Origin of the sequence: Chromobacterium aquaticum (assembly GCF_021129195.1) — a bacterium.
Taxonomy (GTDB): domain Bacteria; phylum Pseudomonadota; class Gammaproteobacteria; order Burkholderiales; family Chromobacteriaceae; genus Chromobacterium; species Chromobacterium aquaticum.
This window is the reverse complement of record NZ_JAJOHW010000071.1, coordinates 1-24886: the sequence shown is the minus strand read 5'-3', so window position 1 is coordinate 24886 and position 24886 is coordinate 1. Positions and strand designations below refer to the sequence as shown.

Genomic DNA, 24886 nt, shown 5'->3' with positions numbered 1-24886 from the left:
GGCTTGAAGGGAGTGGGGGCACATCGGGTACGCGGTTTCCTGTGCACCTAAATCAGCAATTCAACACACTGAAAAAAGATCGTGAACAGGCTCTAGGGCATAAGCGTGCAGAATCGCTAGGTTGGTTTCATGGTTGCAGGCCGGAGCCGTTGAATTTGAGCCCAAGAGGAGTAGCGGGGTGGGCGTGGATGCGAAACAAGGGCAAGCCGCCAGGCTTGCCCTTGCTGCGTCAGGGTGTACTTAGGTACCGCAGAAGGTCCGATATCCCTGCGCCACTTCCGGCGCGGCCGGCAGCGTGTAGCGCTCCAGGCCGGCGCGTTCGGTGTAGGGCTGGCGCAATACGTCCAGCAGCGCCTGTGTCGGGCCCATGTCGCCGTGGTCGCTGGCGGCGGCCAGCGCTTCTTCCACCAGGTGGTTGCGCGGGATGTAGAGCGGGTTGGCCTGGCGCAGCGCGGCGGCGCGTTCGGTGGCGGCTTGCGGTTCGGCGTCCAGCCGCTGGCGCCAGCGCGCCAGCCAGGGCGCGGCGGCGGCCGGGTCGTTGAAGAGTTGAGTCAGTGTTTGGTCTTGGCCTTCGGCGGCGTCGGCCAGCCGGCGCCAGGCCAGGGTGTGGTCGGCGTCCTGGCGCGCCAGCAGCGCCAGCCAGTCTTCGGCCAGTTCCTGGTCGATGTCCTGCGCCTGGCTCAGGCCCAGCTTGCGGCGCACCTGTTGCAGCCAATGCGCCTGGTAGCGTTCGGCGAAGTCTTCGATGACGGCGGTGGCCGCCGGCACCGCGTTCTTGGGCTCGTCCGGGTCCAGCAGCGGCAGCAGGGTTTCCGCCAGCCGGGCCAGGTTCCATTGGGCGATGGCCGGCTGGTTGCCGTAGGCGTAGCGGCCGCCGCTGTCGATGGAGCTGAACACGGTGGACGGATGATGGACGTCCATGAAGGCGCAGGGGCCGTAGTCTATGGTTTCGCCGCTGAGCGCCATATTGTCGGTGTTCATCACGCCGTGGATGAAGCCGACGTGCATCCAGCGGGCGATCAGTTCCGCCTGGCGTTCCGCCACCGCTTGCAGCAGCGCCAGATAGGGCTGTTCGGCGCCGGCCAGTTCGGGGTAGTGGCGCGCCAGGGTGTAGTCGGCCAGCCGGCGCAGCATGTCGCGCTCGCCGCGGAGGGCGAAGTACTGGAAGGTGCCGACGCGCAGATGGCTGGCGGCGACGCGGGTCAGCACCGCGCCGGGCAGCGCTTGTTCGCGGTAGACGGTTTCGCCGGTGGCGGTCACGGCCAGCGCGCGGGTGCTGGGGATGGCGAGCGCGTGCATGGCTTCGCCGATGATCAGTTCGCGCAGCATCGGCCCCACCGCGGCCTTGCCGTCGCCGCGGCGCGAGAACGGAGTGCGGCCGCTGCCCTTGAAGGCGATGTCGCGGCGCTGGCCGTTGCGGTCGATGACTTCGCCCAGCAGCAGCGCGCGGCCGTCGCCCAGCGACGGTGACAGGCCGCCGAACTGGTGGCCGGCATAGGCTTGGGCCACCGGCTTGGCGCCGGCCGGCAAGGCGGCGCCGGAGAAGGCGGCGGCCAGCTCGGCGGCGTCGGCCTGGGCGCTGTCCAGGCCCAGCTCTTGCGCCAGTTCGGCGTTCCAGTACAGCAGGGCCGGCGCGGGCGGGCGTTCGGGTTGCACCGGCGCGCAGGCGTCGGCCAGGTCGCGGGCGTAGCTGTGGTCGAAGTCGATGTGGATCATGGCGGGCTCGCTGGGCGGAGTATGGGGTTGAGAACCTGTTTACGATCTGCTGCGCGTCGGTGATACGGCGTTGAAACCCCCTTCGAAATGCTCATGTACCGTGTGTACACTCCGCTTTCTCAGCGGTTTTCGCCTTGTCTCACCTTAGCTCGCGAGATCGTAAACACGTTCTGAGACGCCGGCGGCGGGGCAAAGTGCCTGCCGCTCGGCAAAAAGCCGCCCGTGGGCGGCTGGATTCAACGGCTGCGGCCCTTGCCGGCCGGTTTGCTGACGGGTTTGCTGCCCGGTTTGTTGGTGGGCTTGCCGCGTCCGGCCGGCGCTTGGCCGGCGCCGGGCTTGGCCATGGCTTTGGCCTGCGCGGGCTTGCCGCGCTGTCCGTGGCCGGCGGGGGCGGCGGCGCGCTGGCCGGGGGCCTTGTTGCGCGACAGCGGCGCGCCCATGCGGTGGCGCACGGCGGCGGCCTTGTCGCCCGGCGGCGTCGGCGGAATCAGGCAGTGCTTGCTGTGGCCGATCAGGTCGCTGCGGCCCATCTGGATCAGCGCGTCGTGGAGGATCTGCCAGTTGTCCGGGTGGTGGTAGCGCAGGAAGGCCTTGTGCAGTTTGCGGCGGTAGCCGTCGCGCACCACGTCCACTTTTTCCGAGCTGCGCGACAGGCGCTTGAGCGGATTGCGGCGGGTGTGCCACATGGTGGTGGCCATCGCCATCGGCGTGGGGGTGAAGGTTTGCACCTGATCCAGGCGGAAGTTGTTCTTCTTCAGCCACAGCGCCAGGTTCATCATGTCTTCGTCGCTGGTGCCGGGGTGGGCGGCGATGAAGTAGGGGATCAGATACTGTTCCTTGCCGGCCTGACGGCTGAAGCGTTCGAACAGTTCCTTGAACTTGTCGTATGCGCCCATGCCCGGCTTCATCATCATGGACAGCGGGCCGTCCTCGGTGTGTTCCGGGGCGATCTTCAGATAGCCGCCCACATGGTGCTGCACCAGTTCCTTGATGTATTCGGGCGAGCGCACGGCCAGGTCGTAGCGCAGGCCGGACTGGATGTTGATCTTCTTCACGCCCGGCAGCGCGCGCGCCTTGCGGTAGAGCTGGATCAGGTGGCTGTGGTCGGTGTTCAGGTTTTCGCAGATGTCTGGGAACACGCAGGACAGCTTCCTACAGGAGCGCTCGATCTTCGGGTCCTTGCAGGAGAGACGGTACATATTCGCGGTCGGGCCGCCCAGGTCCGAGATATGGCCGGTGAAGCCCGGGGTCTTGTCGCGGATTTCCTCGATTTCCTTGAGGATGGATTCCTCGGAACGGCTCTGGATGATGCGGCCTTCGTGCTCGGTGATGGAGCAGAAGGTGCAGCCGCCGAAACAGCCGCGCATGATGTTGACCGAGTACTTGATCATTTCCCAGGCCGGGATATTGGCGTCGCCGTAGCTGGGGTGCGGGTTGCGGGCGTAGGGCAGGCCGTAGACGTGGTCCATCTCCTCGGTGGAGAGCGGAATCGGCGGCGGGGTCAGCCACACGTCGCGCTCGCCGTGCATCTGCACCAGCGCGCGGGCGTTGCCGGGGTTGGATTCCAGGTGCAGGGTGCGGCTGGCGTGGGCGTACAGCACCGGGTCGTGGGCCACGGCCTCGTAGGCCGGGATGCGGATCACGGTCTTGGCGCGTTCGGCGCGGCGCTTGGCCAGGCGTTCTTCGCGGGATTCGATGCGAATCACCTGCGGCTTGGACGGGTCCTGGTCCTTGGTGGCTTCGGCCGCCTGTTCCGGGATTTCCTGGTAGGGGTTGAGGTGGGCGTCCACCTTGCCCGGCAGGTCCACCACGCTGGAATCCATTTCCTGCCATTCTTCATCCGGACGCCAGCCGTGCGGCACGATGAAGGCGGTGCCGCGCACGTCGCGGATCTCGCTGAGCTTTTCGCCCCTGGCGGCGCGGTGCGCCACTTCCACCAGCGCGCGTTCGGCGTTGCCGTACAGCAGCAGGTCGGCCTTGGAGTTGATCAGCACCGACGGCCGCACTTTCTCGCTCCAGTAGTCATAGTGGGCGATGCGGCGCAAGCTGGCCTCTATGCTGCCCACCATCACGCCTACGCCGGGATAGGCTTCGCGGCAGCGCTGGGCGTAGACGGTGACGGCGCGGTCCGGGCGCTTGTTGGCCGCGGCGTGCGGGGTGTAGGCGTCGTCCGAGCGCGGGCGGCGGTCCGCGGTGTAGCGGTTGATCATCGAGTCCATATTGCCGGCGGTGACGCCGAAGAACAGATTGGGCTTGCCCAGCTCGCGGAAGGCGTCCGCCGAGTGCCAATCCGGCTGGGCGATAATGCCCACGCGGAAGCCCTGATCTTCCAGCAGCCGGCCCACCAGCGCCATGCCGAAGCTGGGGTGGTCGATATAGCCGTCGCCGGTGATCAGGATGATGTCACAGGAGTCCCAGCCCAGCTGGTCCATCTCGGCGCGGGTCATCGGCAGGAACGGGGCGGCGCCGAAGCGGCTGGCCCAGTACTTGCGGTAGGAGGTGATCGGTTTGGCGGCGTGTGCGGTCGTCATGCTGGCTATGGACTGAAGTTCGAGCAACCCGACATTATGCCATAGTTGCGGCTTGCTTGTGGAATAAGCGCTTGTTTTTTATTGGGAATTGCCTGGGTTTGGAGTAGGGTTTTGCCGGGCGGCCGGATTTTTCCGTCAAATCAAGGCGCTGCGCCGCCTGTCCACAGGAACTGGCCGGACGCCGCTGGCATGACTTTGCCGCGCCGCGGGCGTATGCTGGCCGCCCATTTCGCTGCCGCGGTCGTGGCCGGCGAGGGCGGCGGCGCTGGGCACCGCTGGAGGTGGGCGGCTATAAAGTCTATTCAAAGTCTTGTTTCGTCGGTGTCCGTCGCTTGTGCGGATGCCGGGCGTGGAAAAGATTTTGAACAGGTTCTCATGGCTGTGCCGGCGTGGGCCGGCGAGCTTTGCAGCCGCTTCTTGTGATCCATTGTTGGAGCGGGGAGCCGATTATGGCGAGCCAGATCGTATGGGTGGAGGATGCGGCGCAAGGCCGCTATGTGGATGAGCTGGAGCAGGGCAAGGTCTTGTATCTGCCCAGTTTCGATTTCAGGCTGCTGGATGAGGAGCGGGGTTTGTTGGACCCGGCCATCGCCGATCCCAAGCGCAAGAACATCAGCCTGGAGCCGGACAACGGCGCGCTGCACGGGGTGGTGGGCGGCGCGGGGCGGGAGGCCGCGGTGCGCGGCTTGATCGCGCGCTACCAGCGGGCCGCCGCCGATCTGGCCGCGCGGTTGCTGCCGGAGTACCAGGGCAGGCTGCGCGCGGCGCCCACCAGCCTGCGGCTGTTGCGGGTGGAGGGACGCCGGACTTCCTGGCGCAAGGATGACAGCCGGCTGCACGTGGACGCGTTTCCATCGCGTCCCAATTACGGCGAGCGCATTCTGCGGGTGTTCTGCAATATCAATCCCGATGGCGAGCCCAGGGTGTGGCGGGTGGGCGAGCCCTTCGCCGACATGGCGCGGCGCATGCTGCCGCGAGTGCCGCGGCAGTGGCCGGGCTCGGCGGCCTTGCTGGCGGCCTTGAAAATCACCAAGCGCAAGCGCAGCGCCTACGATCACATCATGCTGCATCTGCACGACGCGATGAAGGCGGATCTGGAGTACCAGGGCCAATGTCCGCAGGAAACCATGCCGTTTCCACCCGGCTGCGCCTGGGTGTGCTTTTCCGACCACGCGTCGCACGCGGTGATGTCCGGCCAGTTCATGCTGGAGCAGACCTTCTGGCTGCCGGCGGCGGCGATGGCGGATGCCGGCCGCTCTCCCTTGGCCATTCTGGAAAAAATGGCTGGCCGGGCCTTGGTATAGAGCGCTTGCCGTTCGGGCTGGAGGCTGGCGGTCGGGCCGGCTCCCAGCCTGGGCGAAATCGGTTACAATCAGCGATTAGTCATTAAAAATCGCACGGCACAAAACGAATGAGCACGGAAAACAACGCGCCGGTTGTCAGCAATTTCATCCGCAACATCATTGACGAGGATCTGGCTTCCGGCAAGCACAGCAGCATCGTCACCCGCTTCCCGCCGGAGCCCAACGGCTTCGCCCACATCGGCCACGCCAAGGCCATCTGCCTGAACTTCGGTCTGGCTGAGGACTACCAGGGCAAGTGCAATCTGCGCATGGACGACACCAACCCGGAGAAAGAGTCGCCGGAGTATGTGCAGTCCTTCATCGACGACATCAGCTGGATGGGCTTCAAGTGGGATGGCGACGTGCGCTTCGCCTCCGACTATTTCGACCGCCTGTACGGTTACGCGGTGGAGCTGATCCAGGCCGGTAAGGCCTATGTGGACGATCTGTCCGCCGAGGAAATGCGGCAGTACCGCGGCAGCCTGACCGAGCCGGGCAAGAACAGCCCCTATCGCGAGCGTAGCGTGGAGGAGAACCTGGACCTGTTCGCGCGCATGAAGAACGGCGAGTTCGCGGACGGCAGCAAGACGCTGCGCCTGAAGATAGACATGGCTTCCGGCAACATCAATCTGCGCGATCCGGCCATCTACCGCATCCGCCGCGCTCACCATCACCGTACCGGCGACAAGTGGTGCATCTACCCGATGTACGACTACACCCATTGCATTTCCGACGCCATCGAGGGTATCACCCACTCGCTGTGCACGCTGGAATTCGAAGATCACCGCCCGCTGTATGACTGGGTGCTGGACAATATCAGTATCGGCTGCCACCCGCGCCAGTATGAGTCCTCGCGTCTGGAGCTGCTGTACACGCTGACTTCCAAGCGCAAGCTGCTGGCGCTGGTGAACGAAGGCGCGGTGAGCGGCTGGGACGATCCACGCATGCCCACCGTTGCCGGCATGCGCCGCCGCGGCTATAGCCCGGCCGGCATCAAGCTGTTCGCTCAACGCATCGGCGTGTCCAAGAGCGAGAACATCATCGACATGGCCATCCTGGAAGGCGCGGTGCGCGAGACGCTGGAGAACGACTCGCCGCGCGTGATGGCAGTGGTGAATCCGCTGAAAGTGACGCTGAGCAATTACGACGCCGCCGTCACCGCCAGCCGCAGCGCGCCTTTCCATCCGCATCATCCGGAGTTCGGCGAACGCGAAGTGCCCATCGCCCGCGAAATCTGGATCGAGCGCGACGATTTCGCCGAAGTGCCGCCGCCCAAGTGGCAGCGCCTGACCGCCGGCGGCGAAGTGCGCCTGCGCTACTCCTATGTGATCAAGTGCGAGGAAGTGGTGAAGGACGCCGCTGGCGAGATCATCGAGCTGAAGTGTTCGATCGACCACGACACCCTGGGCAAGAACCCGGAAGGCCGCAAGGTCAAGGGCGTGATCCACTGGGTGTCGGCGGAGCACGCGATTGAGGCCGATGTGCGCTGGTATGACCGCCTGTTCACCGAGCCGCGTCCGGACGCGGTGCGCGGCGAGGATGGCGAATACGTGGACTTCCGCCAGTTCCTGAACCCGGAATCGCTGAAACTGGTGCCGACCTATGTCGAGGCCTCGGTACTGCAGGCGGCGCCGGAATCGCGCTTCCAGTTTGAGCGCCTGGGCTATTTCGTCACCGACCGTTACGAGCACCAGCCTGGCGTCAAGGCGGTGTTCAACCGCAGCGTGGGTCTGAAGGACAGCTGGAGCAAATAAGCTCGAGCGCCTGGCCGGATGTTCCGTGCGTTCGGCGAGGACATGACTTTCAGCAATGGCGGGCCCGTGGGTCCGCCATTTTTGCAGCCCGCACCCGCGCCGCCACATGCCAATAAAAATCAAGGATTAACGATGAAACTGTCCGTGAAACCGCTTGCCCTGTCCCTGCTGGCGGCCAGCCTGCTTGCCGCTTGCGCCGCCACCCCCGGCAAGGGCAATTATGTCGAAGACAAGACTTACAAGATCACCATCCTGCACACCAACGACCATCATGGCCGCTTCTGGCCCAATAGCGACGGCGAATACGGCCTGGCCGCGCAGAAAACCTTGGTGGACCAGGTGCGCGCCGAGGTCAAGGCCGCTGGCGGCTACACCCTGCTGTTGTCCGGCGGCGACGTCAATACTGGGGTGCCGGAGTCCGATCTGCAGGACGCGGAGCCGGATTTCCGCGGCATGAGCCGCATCGGCTACGACGCGATGGCGGTGGGCAACCACGAGTTCGACAAGCCGGTGCCGGTGCTGATGAAGCAGCGCCAGTGGATCAACTTCCCCATGCTGTCCGCCAATATCTACAAGGACGGCCAGCGCATGTTCGACCCGTACACGATGTTCAACCTGGGCGGCGTGCGGGTGGCGGTGCTGGGCCTGACCACCGACGACACCGCCAAGATGGTGAACCCGGAGCAGGTCAAGGGCATCGAGTTCCGCAGCCCCATCGCCGAGGCCGGCAAGCTGGTGCCGGAGCTGCGCCAGAGCGCCGACATCGTCATCGCCGCCACCCATATGGGCCACTATACCGATGGCCAGCACGGCGTGAACGCGCCGGGCGATGTGGAAATGGCGCGCGCGGTGAAGGGACTGGATTTGATCGTTGGCGGCCATAGCCAGAACCCGGTGTGCATGAAGGCGGAAAACCTGCGCGACGACGCCTATGTGCCGGGCATGCCCTGCGCGCCGGATCGCCAGAACGGCGCCTGGATCGTGCAGGCGCATGAATGGGGCAAATACGTGGGCCGCGCTGATTTCGAGTTCCGCAACGGCACGCTCAAGCTGACCCAGTACCGTCTGCTGCCGGTCAACCTCAAGAAAACGGTCAAGGGCGCGGACGGCAAGGACCAGAAAGTGCCCTACACCCAATTGATCGAGGAAGACGGCAAGCTGCGCAACTTCCTGCAGAACTATCAGAACAAGGGCCAGGCGGCGCTGGAGGTGCCGGTGGGGCAGAGCAGCGCCAAGCTGGATGGCGACCGCGGCTCGGTGCGCAGCCAGCCCACCAATCTGGGGGTGTTCATCGGCCAGGTGATGATGGCCAAGGTCAAGGCGGACTTCGCGGTCAATAATTCCGGCGGCATCCGCGATTCGCTGCCGGCGGGCGCGATCAATTACCGCGATGTGCTGAAGGTGTATCCCTTCGGCAGCACCCTGGTCTATGTCGACCTGAACGGCCAGGAAGCACTGGATTACCTGAAAGCGGCCGCGCGCATGACGCCCGGCGCCGGCGCCTTCGCCCAGTTCGCCGGCGTCAAGCTGCGCATCGTCGGCGGGCAGTTGCAGCAGGCGCTGATCGGCGGCCAGCCCATCGACCCGGCCAAGACCTACCGGATGGCGATCAACAGCTTCATCGCCGCCGGCGGCGACGGCTACCCGCTGATGAACAAGCATCCGGGCTTCGTCAATACCGGCTTCGTCGACGCCGAGATGCTGCGCGAGTACATCGCCGCGCACTCACCCATCGACGCTGCGGCTTATGCGCCGGGCGACGCGGTGACGCGCAACTGAGTGCGGCCCTGCATGGATAGTCAGGCCGCGGCCCTGGTCGCTGCCATGTGAAAGAGCATCATGGATTACCAAAACTTGAGCCGGACCGTGTCACACGCGCTGCGTCACGAACCTTGGCTATATGAACTGGAACTGGACGATGCCGGCTGGGTGCCGCTGACAGCCTTGCTGGCGGCCCTGCGCGTGGAGCGTAGAGAGTGGCGCGATCTGGGGCTTGCCGATCTGCTTGAAATGATCGCGCGCTCCGAGAAGAAGCGACATGAGATCGATGGTGACCGCATCCGCGCGTTTTATGGTCATTCGCTGCCGGGAAAATTGTCAAAACAGCAAAGCGCGCCGCCGGCGTGGCTTTATCATGGAACGTCGCCGGAAGTCGCGGAGTTGATCCAGCGGGAAGGCCTGCGGCCGATGGGGCGGCAGTATGTGCATTTGTCGGTGGATACGGAAACCGCGATGCAGGTGGGCGGCCGCAAGGCCGCCGCGCCGGTCTTGCTCAAGGTGGACGCCACCGCCGCCTATGCGGCGGGAGCGGCGTTCTATCACGGCAATGAGATGGTGTGGCTGGCGGATGAGGTGCAGGCCGAATTCATTATGTTGCAGGCGAAATAAGCCGGCTCCTGTGTTGCGGCTTGGACAAAGCCCCCTTCAAGGGGGCTTTGTCGTTTGGGCCGCGGCTTAGTCTTCCAGCGTTTCGTGGCTGGCGGCCCGGCCTTCGCGCCAGTAGCTGGCGGCGCGGATGCGGCTCTTGTCTATGCCGCGCTCCTCGCGCAGATGCACGCGCACCGCGCGGATGGCGCGGTATTCGCCGGCGGCCCAGACAAAGCCCTCGCCCGCCGGCAAGGCCAGGGATTTGAGCGCGGTGAGCAGCGCCGGCTCGGCGTCGGCGCCTTGGTGCACCCAATGGATGTCGGCATTGGGGTGGGCGGGCAGTTCGCAGTCTTGGCCCGCCTCGCTGCTTTGCAGCAGGGCGATGACCTTGGCGGTGGGCGGCAGTTCGGCCAGGCGGCGGCGGATGGCCGGCAGCGCGGATTCGTCGCCGATCAGCAGATGCCAGTCAAAAGCCGCCGGAATGACCAAGGAGCCGCGCGGGCCGCCTATGCCCAGGTATTGGCCGGGCTTGGCCTGGGCCGCCCAGCTGGTGGCGGGGCCGGCCTCGTGCAGCGCGAACTCCAGGTCCAGTTCCTGGCGTTCCGGGTCGAAACGGCAGGGGGTGTAGTCGCGCGCGGTCGGGCGCGGTTCGCCTTCCGGGTAGATCAGGGTTTCGTCCACCAGCGCCGGCAGCGCCGGCTTGCCGTCCGGGTGCTCGGGGAAAAACACCTTGAGGTGGTCGTCGAAGGAGGCGGAGGTGAAGCCGGCCAGCTCCTCGCCGCCCAGGGTGACGCAGAGCAGTGTGGGGCCGAGCGGGCGGATGGCGCGCACTTGCAGCAGGCGGAAGCGCAGCGGGTGGCGCAGGCGTTGAACGGTCAGATCGGATGTGGTCATCGGGAGTCCTGTCTTTGAAGTCATGGCTGGGCGCTTGGAGCCGTAAACACACTCTCTAGCCGGTATCGCCCAGAATTTGCTCACAGGCCTGTCGCAGAATGGCGGCGATGCGGCGCTGCTCGTCTTCGTCGACGTTGGCGGTGCGCATCAGTGCTTGCTTCAGCTCGCCGCGGGCCCGGGTCAGCTCCGGAATCCAGCTGCCGGCGGCATCATCCGGCGGCGGCATTTCCCCGGTCAGCGCGCGACGGATCGAGTTCATCTTGCGCGCGATGTGCTGCAGCCGCGCCATCATCCATTCCACTTGCTCGCGGTTCTGTTCCAGATAGTCGCGGCCGGCGGCCGTCAGCGCATAGCATTTGCGCTTGCCTTCCTCACTCACCGAGATGCGGCCCAATTCTTCCAGATAGGTCAGCGCCGGGTAGACCATGCCGGGGCTGGGGCTGTAAAAGCCGTTGCTGCGGCTCTGCAGCGCCTTGATCAGCTCGTAGCCGTGGCTGGGCTGTTGTTCCAGCAGGGCCAGCAATAACAGCTGCAATTCGTCGGAGCTGAATTTGCGGCCTCGGGTCAGGTTCTCGTCGTCGCCGCCGCCGAAGCCGCCAAAGCCTCCATGCCGGCCATGAGCGCCGCCGTGGCCGTGGCGGGCCATCGCGTGGAGACGATGATGTGCATTACGTCCGCTCAGCTGGCGGAGCAGGGTACCAAGAGGGTGATGCATGGCGGCTCTCCTGAAAAATATATCTTAAGATATGTTTTTAGATAGGATAAAGTCAAGTCGACCCAGCAAGGACAACGATGATTTGTGGCGTTTTTGGCACGATGCCCGCATCTGCCCACGCTCTCGCGAGCGCGACAATAGGAATACGGCTGAGATGGTGGACGGCGCTGGTGGCGTATGAGCATTCAAGGCGTTGCTCACCGCGCAGCGTCTCACGGCGAGCAAGGGGGCATGAAGCGGCGCTAAAAGAAAAGCCGCCCGGAGGCGGCTGGAGGGCGGCGGGGCGGCTTAGTCGCCGCTGACCACGTCCACCCCCTTGGGCGGCACGAAAGCGAAGCGGGAGGCGGCCAGCGCCGGGTTTTTCTGCGGCGCGCTGAAGCTGACCTTGGTGTGGTTGCCGAAGCTGTCGGTCAATTCCATTTCCACCAGCATATTGGCCTTGAAGCCCATGCGGATGGCGCTGAAGCTGTTGTCGGCCTGCTTGGGGCTGGCGGACAGCCATTCCACCTCGCCGGTCTTGCCGGCTTCCTTCAGCTGGTAGTTCTGTTCGATGGCGTTGCTGCCGGCCAGCAGCGCCGCCGGGCTGGAACCCAATGCCGCGCCCTGCGCCTTGCGGGTGACCTGGGCCAGGTCCTTGTCGTAGACCCACAGCGTTTTGCCGTCGCCGACGATCAATTGCTCGTAGGGCTTGCTGTATTCCCAGCGGAATTTGCCGGGGCGGGCGATTTCCAGCCGGCCGCTGGCTTCCTCGCGCTTGCCCTTGTTGCTGACCACTTGCTTGAAGTCGGCGCTCAGGGTCTTGTTGCCGTTGACGAAGGCCTTGAGCTGGGCGATGGCGGCGGCGTGGCCGGAGGCGGGCAAGGCCAGCGCGGCGATGGCGAAAGAGGCGGAAATCAGTGTTTTCATCTTCATGCGGTTCTGGTCCTTGGCGCGGCGCGCGGCCGTCGCAAAGCAGGTGAGACTGCCGCCGCCGGCCGCGGTTTCCGGTTGCGGACGCGGCGGCGGCGCCTTTTGTGTTAGAACTTGTTTACGATCTGCTGCGCGTCGTGAGACGTGACACGGTGAGTACCGCATTCGAAATGCTCATGTACCACTTGTACATTCCGCTTTCTCAGCGGTTTTCGCCTTGTCTCGCCTTAGCTCGCGAGATCGTAAACACGTTCTTAGCGATTATTGCGCGGCGGACGCATCCGGGGCGGTTTCGGCCGCGCCCTCGCCGGCGGCGGCCGGCGGTTGGTCGAGCGCGCGCAGCGCCAGGCCCAGCGGCTTCAGCCATTCCGGCTTCTCCAACTGCTCCAGGTCCACGATGTCGGCGGCGCCAGGCTGGAAGGCGAACACCGGTTTGCCTAGATGGCTGTAGCGGATGTCGGCGTGCGCCTGGCCGCGGAAGTCCGGGCTGTTGAAGCGTATGGTCTGGCGGATGGCGAGCAGGTCGCCGCCACGGCTGACATAGAGATCGCTGACGGTATTGCTGTTCAGCGGGTTGGCCTCGGTAACGCTGAGCAGGCTCTTGATCAGCTGCAGCAGGCTTTCGCTGCCCAGCGGGCCGGGCTTGAGCTGCGGCTTGCGCGCGGCCTCCTGCTGCGCGACCTTGATCAGGCCGTCGACGATATGGGTGGCCAGCTGATTTTCCTGGGCATGGTTCATGGCGATGCGCAGCTGGTAGCGCGCGCCCAGTTCGCGCGCGCGCTCATCCAGCGGCTGGAAGCTGAACGCCTGCTTGTCCACCTTGGCGTAGGCTTCGTCCAGCAGCTTCGGCATCGCCTGGTACATGGCCTTGAGCGGGAAGTTGTCGGCCACGCGCTGCGGCAGGCGCACGCGCAGGAACTTGCCTTCATAGGGGCGCAGGTCCGGCAGGAACAGATAGGCGGCGGACGGGTCCACCAGCAGCGACATGTCCTTGGCGTGGAATTGCAGCGGCAGTTGCACGCTGACCAGCAGATTGCGGCGTTCCAGCCGCAGCGCCGGGATCAGTTCCAGCCTGCCGCCGGACGCGTCCAGCGCGCCCTTGACGCTGAAGCGCATGCTGCGCGCGACCTGATCCATCACCTCGGTCATTTCCAGCTCGCTGACTTCTTCGTCGGCGTGCTTGGGCTTGGCCATGCGCAATTCGTCGAAGCCGATGTCGGCGTCGATATTGTAGCCGCGGCTGTTCCAGTTCTGGATCACCACTTTGCGGGTGGCTTCGTCCGCGCTCTTATTGGTCAGCGGCGATGCGCAGCCGCCCAGCAGCGCCAGTGCGCACAGCGCGGCGCAGAGGCCCGTTTTTTTTAGTTGCATGCGATTTCCTAAGCGAAGGTCCGGCGCCGGCTCCGGGGTGGCGGACCGGCGCGAGCCGGACATTTTAACGCATCCGGCATCGCCGATGTCATGTCGTCCGTCGCGGGCTTAGCTGAATTTATTGGTGATCGGGTAGCGCCAGTCCTTGCCGAAACCGCGATGGGTGACGCGCGGCCCCACCGGCGCCTGGCGGCGCTTGTATTCGTTGATCTTCAGCAGGCGCACCACGCGGCGCACATCGGCCTCGGCATAGCCTTCGGCGATGATGGCGTCGGCGGACAGGTTTTCCTCGACATAGCGCGCCATGATGGCGTCCAGCACCTCATAGGGCGGCAGGCTGTCCTGATCGGTCTGGTCCGGCCGCAGCTCGGCCGACGGCGGCCGGGTGATGATGCGCTCGGGGATGATCTCGCCTTGCAGATTGCGCCAGCGGCACAGTTCGAACACCAGGGTCTTGGCCACGTCCTTGAGCACGGCGAAGCCGCCGGCCATGTCGCCGTACAGGGTGCAGTAGCCGGTGGTCATTTCCGATTTGTTGCCGGTGGTGAGCACCAGCTTGCCGCTCTTGTTGGACAGCGCCATCAGCAGGGTGCCGCGGATGCGCGCCTGCAGGTTTTCCTCGGTGGTGTCCTCGGCCAGGCCGGCGAAGCTGGGCGCCAGCGCTTGCACGAAGCTTTCATACATCGGCCAGATTTCGATTTCCTCGTATTTCACGCCCAGGCGGTTCACCATGTCACGGGAATCGGTCACCGAGATATCGGCGGTATAGCGCGAGGGCATCATCACCGCGTGCACCTTGTCCGCGCCCAGCGCGTCCACCGCCACCGCCAGCGTCAGCGCGGAGTCTATGCCGCCGGACAGGCCCAGCAGCGCGCCGGGGAAGCCGTTCTTGCCGATGTAGTCGCGCACGCCGGTCACTAGGGTGCGGTAGACGCTTTCCAGCGGGCCGGGCAGCGTCGCCTTGGCGCCGGGCAGCAGATCGCCGCCGTCGAAATCGACGATCAGCAGTTCGTCGTCGTAGGCTGCGGCCTGGGCCACCACTTCGCCGGCGCGGTTGACGGCGAAGGAGGCGCCGTCGAACACCAGTTCGTCCTGGCCGCCGGTCAGGTTGACGTAGGCGAAGGGCAGGCCGGTTTCCTCGGCGCGGTAGCGCAGCGCTGCGTGGCGGGTTTCTATCTTGTTGCGATGGAAGGGCGAGGCGTTGAGCACCACCACCACGTCGGCGCCGGCGTCGGCGGCCTCGGCGGCCGGGTCCACCGACCAGATGTCCTCGCAAATCAGCACGCCCACCTTGGCATCGCCCTGCTGGAACACCAGCGGCGCGGCCCCGGGAGTGAAGTAGCGGCATTCGTCGAATACTTCGTCATTGGGCAGCTGCATCTTGTGATACTGGCCCAGGCGGTTGCCGTCGCGCAGCACGGTGGCGGCGTTGAAGCGCTCCGCGCCCATGCGCGCCGGGTGGCCGATCACCAGGGTGATGCCGTCCAGTTCCAGCAGCTCGTCCAATGCCTGTCCGCAGGCGCGGTAAAAACTGTCGCGCAGCAGCAGGTCTTCCGGGCTGTAGCCGGTCAGCGCCAGTTCCGGCGTGACCAGCACGTCGGCGCCCTGGGCGATGGCGGCATGGGCGAGGTCTAGGATTTTGCGGGTGTTGCCGGCGATATCGCCGACAACGGGGTTGAACTGGGCGAGCGCGATACGCATCTTGATAGGGAACCGAATGTTTCGAGATAGATGGAATTTTACCTGATAGATGGCGCAAATGCCCGAGAGGAATCATGGTGTCACTGCAACTGCGTGAGGGAGTGGGCGCCTGGAGCGCGGAACAATGGGCCGCGCTGGAGGCGGGCGGCAATCTGTTCACGGCTTGGCGCTGGCTGCAGGCGCTGGAACAAGCCGGCTGCGTGGGCGAGGCCAGCGGCTGGCTGCCCTTGCCGCTGAGCCTGGAGCTGGATGGGGAATTGCGCGCCTTGGCGCCGGCCTATTTGAAGCGGCATCCGCGCGGCGAATACGTGTTCGACTGGGCCTGGGCCGAGGCCTATGCCCGCGCCGGCCTGGACTATTATCCCAAGCTGGTGGTGGCTTCGCCGTTCAGCCCGGTGAGTGGCCGCCGCTTGCTGGGCGACGCGGCGGCCTGGCCGCAGTTGATCGCCGGCCTGGAGCAGGTGGTGATGGAGCATGGCCTGTCGTCGGCCCATGTGCTGTTTCCCTCCGACGAAGAGGCGCGCGCGCTGGAGCAAGCCGGCTGGCTATTGCGCGAGGGCGTGCAGTTCCACTGGCGCAACCGCGGCTATGCCGACTTCGACGCCTTCCTGGCCACGTTGAGCCGCGACAAGCGCAAGAAGATCCGCCAGGAGCGGCGCAAGGTGGCCGAGGCCGGCATCGGCGTGCGAGTATTGCGCGGCGAGGCGATAGTCGCCGAGGACTGGGCGTTTTTCTACCGTTGCTACCGGCAGACCTATCTGGAGCGCCGCTCCGCGCCCTATCTGAATCCGGCCTTCTTCGCGCTGCTGGCGGAGCGGCTGGGGCCGCATTGCCTGATGTTCGTCGCCGAGCGCGACGGCGCGCCGCTGGCGGCCAGCCTGTGCCTGGTGCAGAACGGTGTGCTGTATGGGCGATACTGGGGCGCACTGGCTGATATTCCCTGCCTGCATTTCGAGCTGTGTTATTACCAGGGCCTGGAGTATGCGATCCGCGCCGGCCTGCATTGTTTCGAGGGCGGTGCACAGGGCGAGCACAAGCTGGCGCGCGGCTTTGAGCCGGAGCGCACCTGGTCCGCCCATTATATTGCCGATCCGCGTTTTCGCGGCGCGATAGCCGGCTGGCTGCGGCGCGAGCGGGAAGGGGTGGACGAGTATGTCGACACGCTTTTTTCTCATTCCGCTTACAAAACACTTGCGCCGGATGAGTAGGGCTTATATACTGCGCAGCCTCTGTGAACGAAACGCCAAGCGCCTTGTTCCACAGGGATTCTGGAGAGGTGGATGAGTGGTTTAAGTCGCACGCCTGGAAAGCGTGTTTAGGGTAATACCCTAACGGGGGTTCGAATCCCCCCCTCTCCGCCAGAATTGACAAAAACTGCCCTGGCGGTTTTTTATTGCTCCGGTCCAGCCGGCGCAAACAAGCAAGACACCTCCGGAGAGGTGGATGAGTGGTTTAAGTCGCACGCCTGGAAAGCGTGTTTAGGGTAATACCCTAACGGGGGTTCGAATCCCCCCCTCTCCGCCAGTAAAATCAAAAAGCCCCGACATTTGAGTCGGGGCTTTTTGCATTCACCGCCGGATTGCAGAAAATACGATAATAGTGCAGTTGATTGCTTGGCTTGGTATTGTCTAGCCTCATTTTGAGTGAGGCGTCCATGTGGATGCTTGTGTACGGTATTTGCATTCTATTTTCAGTTGCACACGCGATTTACCGGGTTGTGATTAATTCTAAGCAAGAAAGGTTTAGAAGACAGTCAAGTAAGCAGGGGCTTTACTCACTGATCGGTGTCTGAGCTTATTTGACGAGTTGATGACTTGCTACCAGTGCATTATCAGCTTATCTGATTTATGTCGGGAAGTAAGTCATCAATTAGGTGGTGAGAGCTTAGTATGGAAGTTTTATAAAAACAGCATGTCCGCTTAGATTGTAAATAAATAGCAAATCTTTTCGTTCCCGTAATTCATTGACATAGCGAGTTACACCTCCACATCCATAGAAGCCGTAGTCGTCAAAAATTATGGCACCACCGACGCTTAGCCTGGGTAAAGCCCAGTCAATAATTTCTTTGGCTGATTGATAGACATCTACATCGCAATGCAGTAGCGCTACCTTTTCTTCTATCTGGTGAGCGGTGTCGTCTGGGAATGTTCCTGGCAATAGGGTGGTATTGTTCAGGCCCATGGATTCCAATAGTGCCTCTACTGTTGCCTGTGAGGTGTCTGAATGCTCACCGTCGATATAGTTGGGGTCTTGCGCTCCTGCTTTGACGACACCTTGAAAAGTGTCGGCAAGATAGACTTTTCTTTCAGGGCTACTTAATAGAGATGCAAATGATAGTAGCGCTCCTGTTCCTCCCCGCCAAACGCCGACTTCAAGGAAGCAGCCATCAATATTACTCAACTGCCTTGCTAGAGACCACAAGCCATAGCATCGATATAGGTCAACCAAAGTGTTTTGATGAATTGCCAGATAGCAGCGCATGAATTCTTCATCAGAATACCATGGACTATAACTGGCCCCTGGTGTTAGTTGCTGGTATTTTAATTCCGGTGAGGCGTCATGGGTATAAATAGCGTTTACTGACATGTAGGTGCTTTCTTTTAAAAATATTTATATTTATTTAATATTGAATGAGTAAATTTCACCATGACAGTATGACATGGTATTGACTGTTGAATCAATGGAATGCAAGTAGCTTGTAGTGAGTGATTTTGTAAGTTATTGATTTTTTGTGTTTTTATGTTTTTTTCTGATTGTGGTAGAGATAAATGCTGACAGGGGCTAGTACCCTGAACATGGTTAATTCATCTGGAATGAATTGGTCGGTCGGCTGATAGTAAGCTTGGCAGGGAGTTAGATGGGAAGCGTTTGAGGGATTAGAGTGAGCGACGGTCTTGTTGAGGTGGGTTGATGTTGACCATCGCTGATGTGCAATAGAGTTGCTGTTGAGCAAGGGCTTGAATGGCTTGGTATTCATTCTTCCTTTGAGAACCTGTTCAAGGTCTGCGGTTTTTGGCAGGCTAGGTAGAAAAGAGCATGGGCAGTGCCTTCGAGGCATACTTGTTTCAAGCCAATATTCCGCTCTCTTGGGTATGCTTACCTTGTTGCGTGTGAGTTTGCTAGACTTTGAACAGGCTCAGAAAAGCCGCTTTCTTAACTATAGGGAAGTGGCATTGTGCACATATCCTTGAATAAAATAGCCATGGGGGTTCTTAATCCAGCGCCTGAAAGTCCTCGGTGCGCTCGGCCCAGGCGAAGATGGCGCCCAATTCCGGCGGCGGAGTGGTCAGCTTGCGCAGTGTCAGGTCTATCCATGAGCCGCTGATCTCGTGGCGCGCCGCCAGGCGGCCGTCTTCCTTGTAAATCTCGTGGCGGATGCAGAAGCGCTTGCTATCCTGGCTCAGGCCGGCAATGGCCAGCCGCACGTGGATGCGCTCGCTCAGCCGCAGTTCCTTGAAATACTCGGTCCACTCTTTGAAAATGACCGGGCCGAAACCCTGGGCCTGAAATTGCTCGAAACCGAAACCCTGGCCGCGCAGCCATTCGATGCGGGCATGGGTGCAGAAATCGGCATAGGCGGTATGGCGGACATGCTGGTTGGCGTCGCAGTCGGACCAGCGCACTTCTAGCGGGTGGCAAAACGGTTCCAAGCCAATCTCCTTGAGCAGCAGCGGTTTAGCGCATGAAGGGCGGGGGTGGATTCATGATCTTGGCATTGCCTGCGCGCGAGGGTCAAGCGCTTTGCCGTGACAATCGGGCCAAGAACCGCTCAAACCTGGAAAGTCCGCTGTTGCCACTCGGGGCTCGTGCGTACGATCTCGCTCTGGCGCGCGAGACTTTGAACAGGCTCTGAGAACGTGGTGGATTATGAATTGTTGATGTTAAGTAATGCATGGGTGGTGTCAACCCACGGCCGGGAGGGAGCTATGCCTGCGTGGTTTGCAGCAATGCTGTGTTCGGCCCTGCTGGCCGCCGAGGCGCTGGCGGGGCCTGGTCTGCTCATCGCCGTCGAGGACGATTGGCCGCCGTATTCCGCGCGCGGCGCGGTCAGCTCGGCGCCGCGGGGGCTGGCGCCGCAACTGGTGCGCGAAGCCTTCCGTCGCCAGGGCGTGGTGGTTAGCTTCGTCACCGTGCCATTTGCGCGCTGCCTGATGCTGGCGCGTGTCGGCCGGGCTGCGGGCTGCCTTAGCGTTACCATTACCGATGACAATCGCGAGCAGTTCTGGTGGCATCAAACGCCGATGTTCACCGAAGAGCTGGCCATTTTCGCGCGCGCCGCCAGCGGCGATGCCGGCCTGGGCCTGAAAGACCTGATTGGCCGGCGGGTGGGCATCACCCAGGATTACACCTATCCCAGTGCCTTTTATCGCGACGTAAGGATTATGAAATCGGTGGCGGCCTCGGATGAGGACTTGATACGCATGCTGCTGGCGCGGCGCGTGGATTATGTGTTGATGAACGCTCTACCCGGGCAGTTGCGCATCCGCGGCAACCCCGATGCCGCCGGCAGAGTCCGCAAGGTGGGCAGCATCAGCCAGGATGGCTTCTGGCTGGCATTTTCCAAGGCCAGGGCGCAGGGGCGGGAGAGCGCGGCGCAGTTGGAGGCGGGCCTGCGCGCAATGCGCAAGGACGGTAGTTACGCCAGCATGCTGCTCAAAGTTGATTCCGGAATGAAGGCGGACGGCCCATCACGGACCGATTAATGCTGCCGTGGCATTGCCTAATGCAGAACTGGGTCACGGCGGATATTTCCGGTCAGTCCCGGCGCGGTGGTCTCTCTTCACAATAATGATATTGAATATCATTCACATTAATTTACATGGTTTCGATGTGAATTTACCCGCAATTTACAAAAACGCAGATTTTCCAAAAAAACACTTCATAACAGGCTGTTCTAATGGGCGACGCTTCAAGTTGCTGCGAACAGCCTTGCCCGCGCTCGTGGCATAGATCCGTTCATAACAAGCGACAAAGCCTCCGCTTGCGCCTGGGTTGCCCGCCCATTCCACATCCCCGCTCATATGGAGAAATCATAATGCGCTATTCGTCGCGGCATGTATTGTCGCTTGTCCTGATATTATCCATGCCGGCCTGGCTGGCCGCTTGCGGCTCTCCGTCGCAACCCGTGGCGGCCGTGCCGCAAGTCACGGTGGAGACCGCGACGCCCGGCGACGTGCCCATGGTGATGGAACTGGTGGGTGAAACCGCCGGTTACCGCGATATTGAAGTGCGTGCCCGCGTCGGCGGTATCCTGCTCAAGCGCACTTATGTGGAAGGCCAGCCGGTGAAGCAGGGGCAGGCCTTGTTCCAGATCGACCCCGCGCCGTACCAGGCGCAGCTGGAGCAGGCCAAGGGCGCGCAGGCGCAGCAATTGGCCGCCTTGCAAAAAGCCAGCGCCGACCTGGAGCGCATCCGCCCGCTGTACCGCGAGCAGGCGGTGGCGCGCATGGATTACGACAACGCGGTGTCCGCGCTCAATAACGCCAAGGCGGCCAAGCAGGCCGCCGACGCCAAGGTCAAGGAAGCCCAGCTCAATCTGGATTACACTCGGGTCGTCGCGCCGATTCCAGGCCTGACCAGCAAGCAGGTGCAATCCGAGGGCAGCTTGATCCGCGTGGATGCCACCGAGCCGCTGACCACGATTTCCCAGCTCAATCCCATCTACGTCAATTTTTCCATTTCCGAGCAGGATAGCCTCGACTATCAACACAGCCTGGCCACTGGGCAGGTGAACTCGGGGCGGCAGGCAGGCTTGCCGGTGCGCATCCGCCTGGCCGACGGCCGGACGTACGCGCAGAACGGCGAGCTGGATTTCCGCGACAATCGCGTCGATCCCAAAACCGGCACCATCAGCGCGCGCGCTCAATTTCCCAATGCGGCCGGACAATTGCTGCCTGGCCAGTTCGTGCGCGTGATGCTGGACCTGGGCATGCGCAAGAATGTGTTGACGGTGCCGGAGCAGGCCATAGTCCAGGCCCAGGCCGATACCCAGCTAATGGTGGTGGGGGCCGATGACAAGGTACAGGCCAAGACGGTCAAGCTGGGCGCCCAGGTGGGTGGGCGGATGGTGGTCGAGTCCGGCCTCAAGGCCGGCGAGCGGGTGATTGTCGATGGCCTGATGCAGGCCAGGCCCGGTGCCATGGTCAAGCCGATGACCGCCGCGCCGGCCAAGGCGTGAGGGGCTGACCATGTTCTCGCGTTTCTTCATCAACCGCCCCATCTTCGCCAGCGTGCTGTCCATCGTCATCGTGCTGGCCGGCCTGGCCGCCTTGCGCGCGCTGCCGGTGGAGCAGTATCCGCAAATCGTGCCGGCCGTGGTGTCGGTGTCGGCCAACTATCCGGGCGCCACGCCGCAGACCATCGCGGAAACGGTGGCCGCGCCGTTGGAGCAGCAGCTCAACGGCGTGGAAAACATGCTCTACATGCAATCCAGCGCCGCCTCCAACGGCCAGCTCAGCCTGAATGTCTATTTCACCGTGGGCACCGATCCGGACCAAGCCACCATCGATGTCAACAATCGGGTGCAGGCGGCGATGAAGCAGTTGCCGGACGAGGTGCAGCGCCAGGGCGTCACCGTGCGCAAGAAGTCCACCTCGGTGCTCAGCGTGATTTCCATCGGCTCGCCCAATGGCCAGTATGACCGCAACTACTTGTCCAACTACGCGCTGCTCAATGTGATGGACGAACTCAAGCGCATTCCCGGTGTGGGCGATGTGTCCATGATGGGCGGTACCGATTACGCGATGCGGCTGTGGCTGCGGCCGGACCGCATGGCGCAGCTGGGGTTGACGCCGTCCGATGTGGCCGCGGCGGTGAGCGAGCAGAACGCCCAGTTCGCCGCCGGCAAGATCGGCGCCCAGCCCACCAGCGCGGCGATCAACTTCACCTATACCGTCAATGCCAAGGGCCGGCTCAGCGAGCCCAAGGAGTTCGAGAACATCATCGTGCGCTCGATGCCGGATGGTTCCAAGATCCGGGTCAAGGATGTGGCGCGCGTGGAACTGGGCGGCAACGATTACGATGTGACCAGCATGCGCAACGGCAAGCCCAGCGTCGGCATCAGCACCTATCTGCAACCCAACGCCAACGCGCTCAAGGTATCCGCCGCCATCGCCGCCAAGATGGAGGAGCTCAAGGTCCGCTTCCCAGCCGGGGTGGACTACGCCATTCCCTTCGACACCACCAAATTCGTCAAAGTGTCTATCAACGAGGTGATCAAGACCCTGGCCGAGGCCATGGTGCTGGTATTCCTGGTGGTCTATCTGTTCCTGCAGAATTTCCGCGCCACGCTGATTCCCTGCGTGGCGGTGCCGGTGTCGCTGATCGGCACTTTCGCCGGCATGCTGCTGCTGGGCTTTTCCATCAATCTGCTGACGCTGTTCGGCATGGTGCTGGCCATCGGCATCGTGGTGGACGATGCCATCGTGGTGTTGGAAAACGTCGAGCGCATCATGAGCGAGCGCCGCTGTAGCGCCAAGGAGGCCGCTGTCCTGGCGATGCAGGAGGTGTCCGGCGCCTTGGTGGCCATCGTGCTGGTATTGTGCGCGGTGTTCCTGCCAGTGGCCTTCATGGGCGGCATGACCGGGGTGATGTATCAGCAGTTCGCCGTCACCATCGCCATGTCGGTGATCATTTCCGGCATCGTCGCGCTGACGCTGACCCCAGCCTTGTGCGCCTTGCTGCTCAAACCCGGCCATCACCAGCCGCCGCGCTTTTTCCGGTGGTTCAACCACGTGTTCGAGCGGATAACCAGTCGTTACGTGTCGGGGGTCTCCTTTCTCAACCGCCGCGTCGGCGTCGCTTGCGGCCTGATCGCCCTCGTGCTGGCCGCCACCGTGGGCCTGTATCAGAAAGTGCCGGGCTCGCTGGTGCCCAATGAGGACATGGGCACGCTGTTCGCCAACACCGCCTTGCCGGACGCGGCCGCGCTGACCCGCACAGCCAAGGCCACCGCCGAGTTCGACCGGCTGATGCTGGCCAATCCCAATGTGGAAAATGTCACCACCTTCACGGGTTTTGACATCCTGTCCGGCTCCAAGCAGACCAATCGCGGCACCAGTTTCATCACGCTGAAGGATTGGGATCAGCGCAAGGGCAAGGGCGAGGACGCTGCCTCCGTGGCCGCCGAGTTCAACCGCCTGGGCCGCAGCTTGCAGGCCGGGGTGATGAGCGCTTTCAGCCCGGCGCCCATCATCGGCATGTCCACCACTGGCGGCTTGGAAGCGTATTTGCAGGATCGCGGCGGCCAAGGCTCGCAAAAGCTGAGCCAGGCAACGGAAAAGTTGCTGACGGCGGCGCGGCAGCGGCCGGAGTTCGCCAGCGTGGCCACCACCTTCCGTGCCGATGTGCCGCAGAAGTATCTGGACCTGGACCGCGAGAAGGCCAAGGCGCTGGGCGTGGACATCACCCAGGTGTTCGACACCCTGCAAGCGACTTTCGGCCAGCTCTACGTCAACGACTTCAACAAGTTCGGCCGCACTTACAAGGTGCAGTTGCAGTCCGAGGCGGACTTCCGCGCCCGGCCGCAGGACATCGCCAATATCTATGTGCGCTCCACCGAAGGCGTGATGGTGCCCTTGTCCAGCCTGGTGCAGGTTAAATCCAGCTTCGGGCCCGAGCTGGTGGATCGCTTCAATGTCTTCAACGCCGCCAAGATTCTGGCCCAGCCGGCGCCCGGCGTCAGTTCCGGCCAGGCGATACGCGCGCTGGAAGAACTGGCCAGCCAGAGCTTGGACAAGGACTACGCGCTGGCCTGGAGTGGCAGCGCCTACCAGGAAAAACTGGCCGGCGGCACCGCCGCCACCGCCTTCCTGTTCGGCATTCTGATGGTGTTCCTGATCCTGGCCGCGCAGTACGAGCGCTGGAGCCTGCCGCTGGCGGTGGTGACCTCGGTGCCGTTCGCGCTGTTCGGCGCCTTGCTTGCCGCTGTCATCGGTCAGCAGGACAATAACGTCTATTTCCAGATCGGCGTGGTCACCCTGGTGGGCCTGGCGGCCAAGAACGCCATCCTGATCGTGGAGTTCGCGGTGCAACAGCGCCAGCAGGGCTTGTCGCTGATGGACGCCGCGCTGGAGGCGGCGCGGCTGCGTTTCCGTCCCATCGTGATGACCTCGCTGGCCTTCATCCTAGGCTGCGTGCCGCTGGTGATTTCCAGCGGCGCCGGTTCCGCCAGCCGCCGCGCGCTGGGCACCCCGGTGGTGGGCGGCATGTTGGCCGCCACTTTCATCGCTACCTTCTTCGTGCCGCTGTTCTTCCGCCTGATCATGCAGGCGTCGGAGCGGCGCAAAGCGCCGGCGACGGCGGAGGAGGGTGGCGATGCTTAAACGCGCGCTGATGCCCTCATTGGTGGCGCTGGCGCTGAGCGCTTGCGCGGTCGGCCCCGACTACAGCCGCCCCAAGCTGGAGCTGCCGGACAGCGGACAGGTCCAAATTGCGGCCCAGAACCCGGCCATCGCCATGGACTGGTGGAAGCAGTTCAACGATCCGGTGTTGGACCGGTTGATCGCCGAAGCGCTGGAACACAACCAGGACCTGGCCGCCGCCGCCGCCCGCGTCGACGAGGCCGCGGCCCAGGCCGGCATCGCC

At 63.2% G+C, this 24886-nt stretch carries 17 protein-coding genes, 2 tRNA genes and 1 pseudogene; 11 read left to right on the top strand and 9 right to left on the bottom strand.

Going from position 1 to position 24886, the window contains the following annotated elements:
- Positions 1-240: 240 nt before the first annotated feature.
- Together LQT98_RS11345 and LQT98_RS11340 are read right to left on the bottom strand one after the other, a co-directional pair.
- Positions 241-1716 carry a protein adenylyltransferase SelO gene (locus LQT98_RS11345; protein ID WP_231462423.1) on the bottom strand — a complete coding sequence of 492 codons (1476 nt, stop codon included), beginning with the start codon at positions 1714-1716 and terminating at the stop codon, positions 241-243.
- A 236-nt stretch (positions 1717-1952) separates the two neighbouring features.
- Complete coding sequence (locus LQT98_RS11340; protein WP_231462422.1) at positions 1953-4247, bottom strand: YgiQ family radical SAM protein; 2295 nt, start codon at positions 4245-4247, stop codon at positions 1953-1955.
- 449 nt (positions 4248-4696) lie between these two features.
- Between LQT98_RS11340 and LQT98_RS11335 the strand changes: the two genes are divergently transcribed.
- The 4 genes from LQT98_RS11335 to LQT98_RS11320 all read left to right on the top strand — a co-directional run bounded on the left by LQT98_RS11335 (position 4697) and on the right by LQT98_RS11320 (position 9732).
- A complete protein-coding gene (locus tag LQT98_RS11335; protein WP_231462420.1) occupies positions 4697-5551 on the top strand; it encodes a Kdo hydroxylase family protein in 855 nt (284 codons plus the stop codon).
- Positions 5552-5658: 107 nt separating this feature from the next.
- A complete protein-coding gene (locus LQT98_RS11330; protein WP_231462418.1) occupies positions 5659-7344 on the top strand; it encodes a glutamine--tRNA ligase/YqeY domain fusion protein in 1686 nt (561 codons plus the stop codon).
- Between the two features lie 132 nt (positions 7345-7476).
- Positions 7477-9123, top strand: a complete 1647-nt coding sequence (ushA, locus tag LQT98_RS11325) for a bifunctional UDP-sugar hydrolase/5'-nucleotidase UshA (protein ID WP_231462416.1) — start codon at positions 7477-7479, stop codon at positions 9121-9123.
- A 60-nt stretch (positions 9124-9183) separates the two neighbouring features.
- Positions 9184-9732, top strand: a complete 549-nt coding sequence (locus LQT98_RS11320) for an RNA 2'-phosphotransferase (protein WP_231462414.1) — start codon at positions 9184-9186, stop codon at positions 9730-9732.
- A 66-nt stretch (positions 9733-9798) separates the two neighbouring features.
- On the opposite strand, the gene LQT98_RS11315 is transcribed toward LQT98_RS11320, so the two are convergent.
- The 5 genes from LQT98_RS11315 to LQT98_RS11295 form a co-directional block, all read right to left on the bottom strand.
- Positions 9799-10605, bottom strand: a complete 807-nt coding sequence (locus LQT98_RS11315) for a siderophore-interacting protein (RefSeq protein ID WP_231462412.1) — start codon at positions 10603-10605, stop codon at positions 9799-9801.
- A gap of 55 nt (positions 10606-10660) precedes the next feature.
- On the bottom strand, positions 10661-11320 hold the full coding sequence (locus LQT98_RS11310; protein ID WP_082151203.1) for a PadR family transcriptional regulator: 660 nt from the start codon (positions 11318-11320) through the stop codon (positions 10661-10663).
- Between the two features lie 288 nt (positions 11321-11608).
- On the bottom strand, positions 11609-12232 hold the full coding sequence (gene lolA / locus LQT98_RS11305; RefSeq protein ID WP_231462410.1) for an outer membrane lipoprotein chaperone LolA: 624 nt from the start codon (positions 12230-12232) through the stop codon (positions 11609-11611).
- Between the two features lie 258 nt (positions 12233-12490).
- Positions 12491-13600, bottom strand: coding sequence for a hypothetical protein (locus LQT98_RS11300; RefSeq protein ID WP_231462408.1), 1110 nt, complete (start codon positions 13598-13600; stop codon positions 12491-12493).
- 108 nt (positions 13601-13708) lie between these two features.
- Entirely contained in the window at positions 13709-15301 is a 1593-nt protein-coding gene (locus LQT98_RS11295; protein WP_231462407.1) for an NAD+ synthase, read from the bottom strand.
- Between the two features lie 74 nt (positions 15302-15375).
- Here LQT98_RS11295 and LQT98_RS11290 point away from each other — a divergent pair, with 74 nt between their 5' ends.
- The 3 genes from LQT98_RS11290 (at position 15376) to LQT98_RS11280 (ending at position 16825) form a co-directional block, all read left to right on the top strand.
- A complete protein-coding gene (locus LQT98_RS11290; RefSeq protein WP_231462406.1) occupies positions 15376-16509 on the top strand; it encodes a GNAT family N-acetyltransferase in 1134 nt (377 codons plus the stop codon).
- A gap of 62 nt (positions 16510-16571) precedes the next feature.
- Positions 16572-16662: transfer RNA gene (locus LQT98_RS11285), tRNA-Ser, on the top strand.
- A gap of 72 nt (positions 16663-16734) precedes the next feature.
- A tRNA-Ser gene (locus LQT98_RS11280) sits at positions 16735-16825 on the top strand.
- A gap of 360 nt (positions 16826-17185) precedes the next feature.
- Here the strand turns inward: LQT98_RS11280 and LQT98_RS11275 are convergent.
- The gene (locus LQT98_RS11275; protein WP_231462405.1) at positions 17186-17887 is read right to left on the bottom strand and encodes a TylF/MycF/NovP-related O-methyltransferase; all 702 of its coding nucleotides are present in this window, start codon (positions 17885-17887) and stop codon (positions 17186-17188) included.
- A gap of 626 nt (positions 17888-18513) precedes the next feature.
- Entirely contained in the window at positions 18514-18951 is a 438-nt protein-coding gene (locus LQT98_RS11270; RefSeq protein ID WP_048411875.1) for an acyl-CoA thioesterase, read from the bottom strand.
- Positions 18952-19248: 297 nt separating this feature from the next.
- On the opposite strand from LQT98_RS11270, the gene LQT98_RS11265 reads away from it, so the two are divergent.
- The 4 genes and pseudogenes from LQT98_RS11265 to LQT98_RS11250 all read left to right on the top strand — a co-directional run.
- Complete coding sequence (locus tag LQT98_RS11265) at positions 19249-20004, top strand: substrate-binding periplasmic protein (protein ID WP_231462404.1); 756 nt, start codon at positions 19249-19251, stop codon at positions 20002-20004.
- Between the two features lie 380 nt (positions 20005-20384).
- Positions 20385-21479 carry an efflux RND transporter periplasmic adaptor subunit gene (locus LQT98_RS11260; RefSeq protein ID WP_231462403.1) on the top strand — a complete coding sequence of 365 codons (1095 nt, stop codon included), beginning with the start codon at positions 20385-20387 and terminating at the stop codon, positions 21477-21479.
- Between the two features lie 10 nt (positions 21480-21489).
- Entirely contained in the window at positions 21490-24624 is a 3135-nt protein-coding gene (locus tag LQT98_RS11255; RefSeq protein ID WP_231462402.1) for an efflux RND transporter permease subunit, read from the top strand.
- Positions 24617-24886: pseudogene (locus LQT98_RS11250) on the top strand (efflux transporter outer membrane subunit); the annotation flags it as partial. The gene LQT98_RS11255 and the pseudogene LQT98_RS11250, both read left to right, overlap by 8 nt.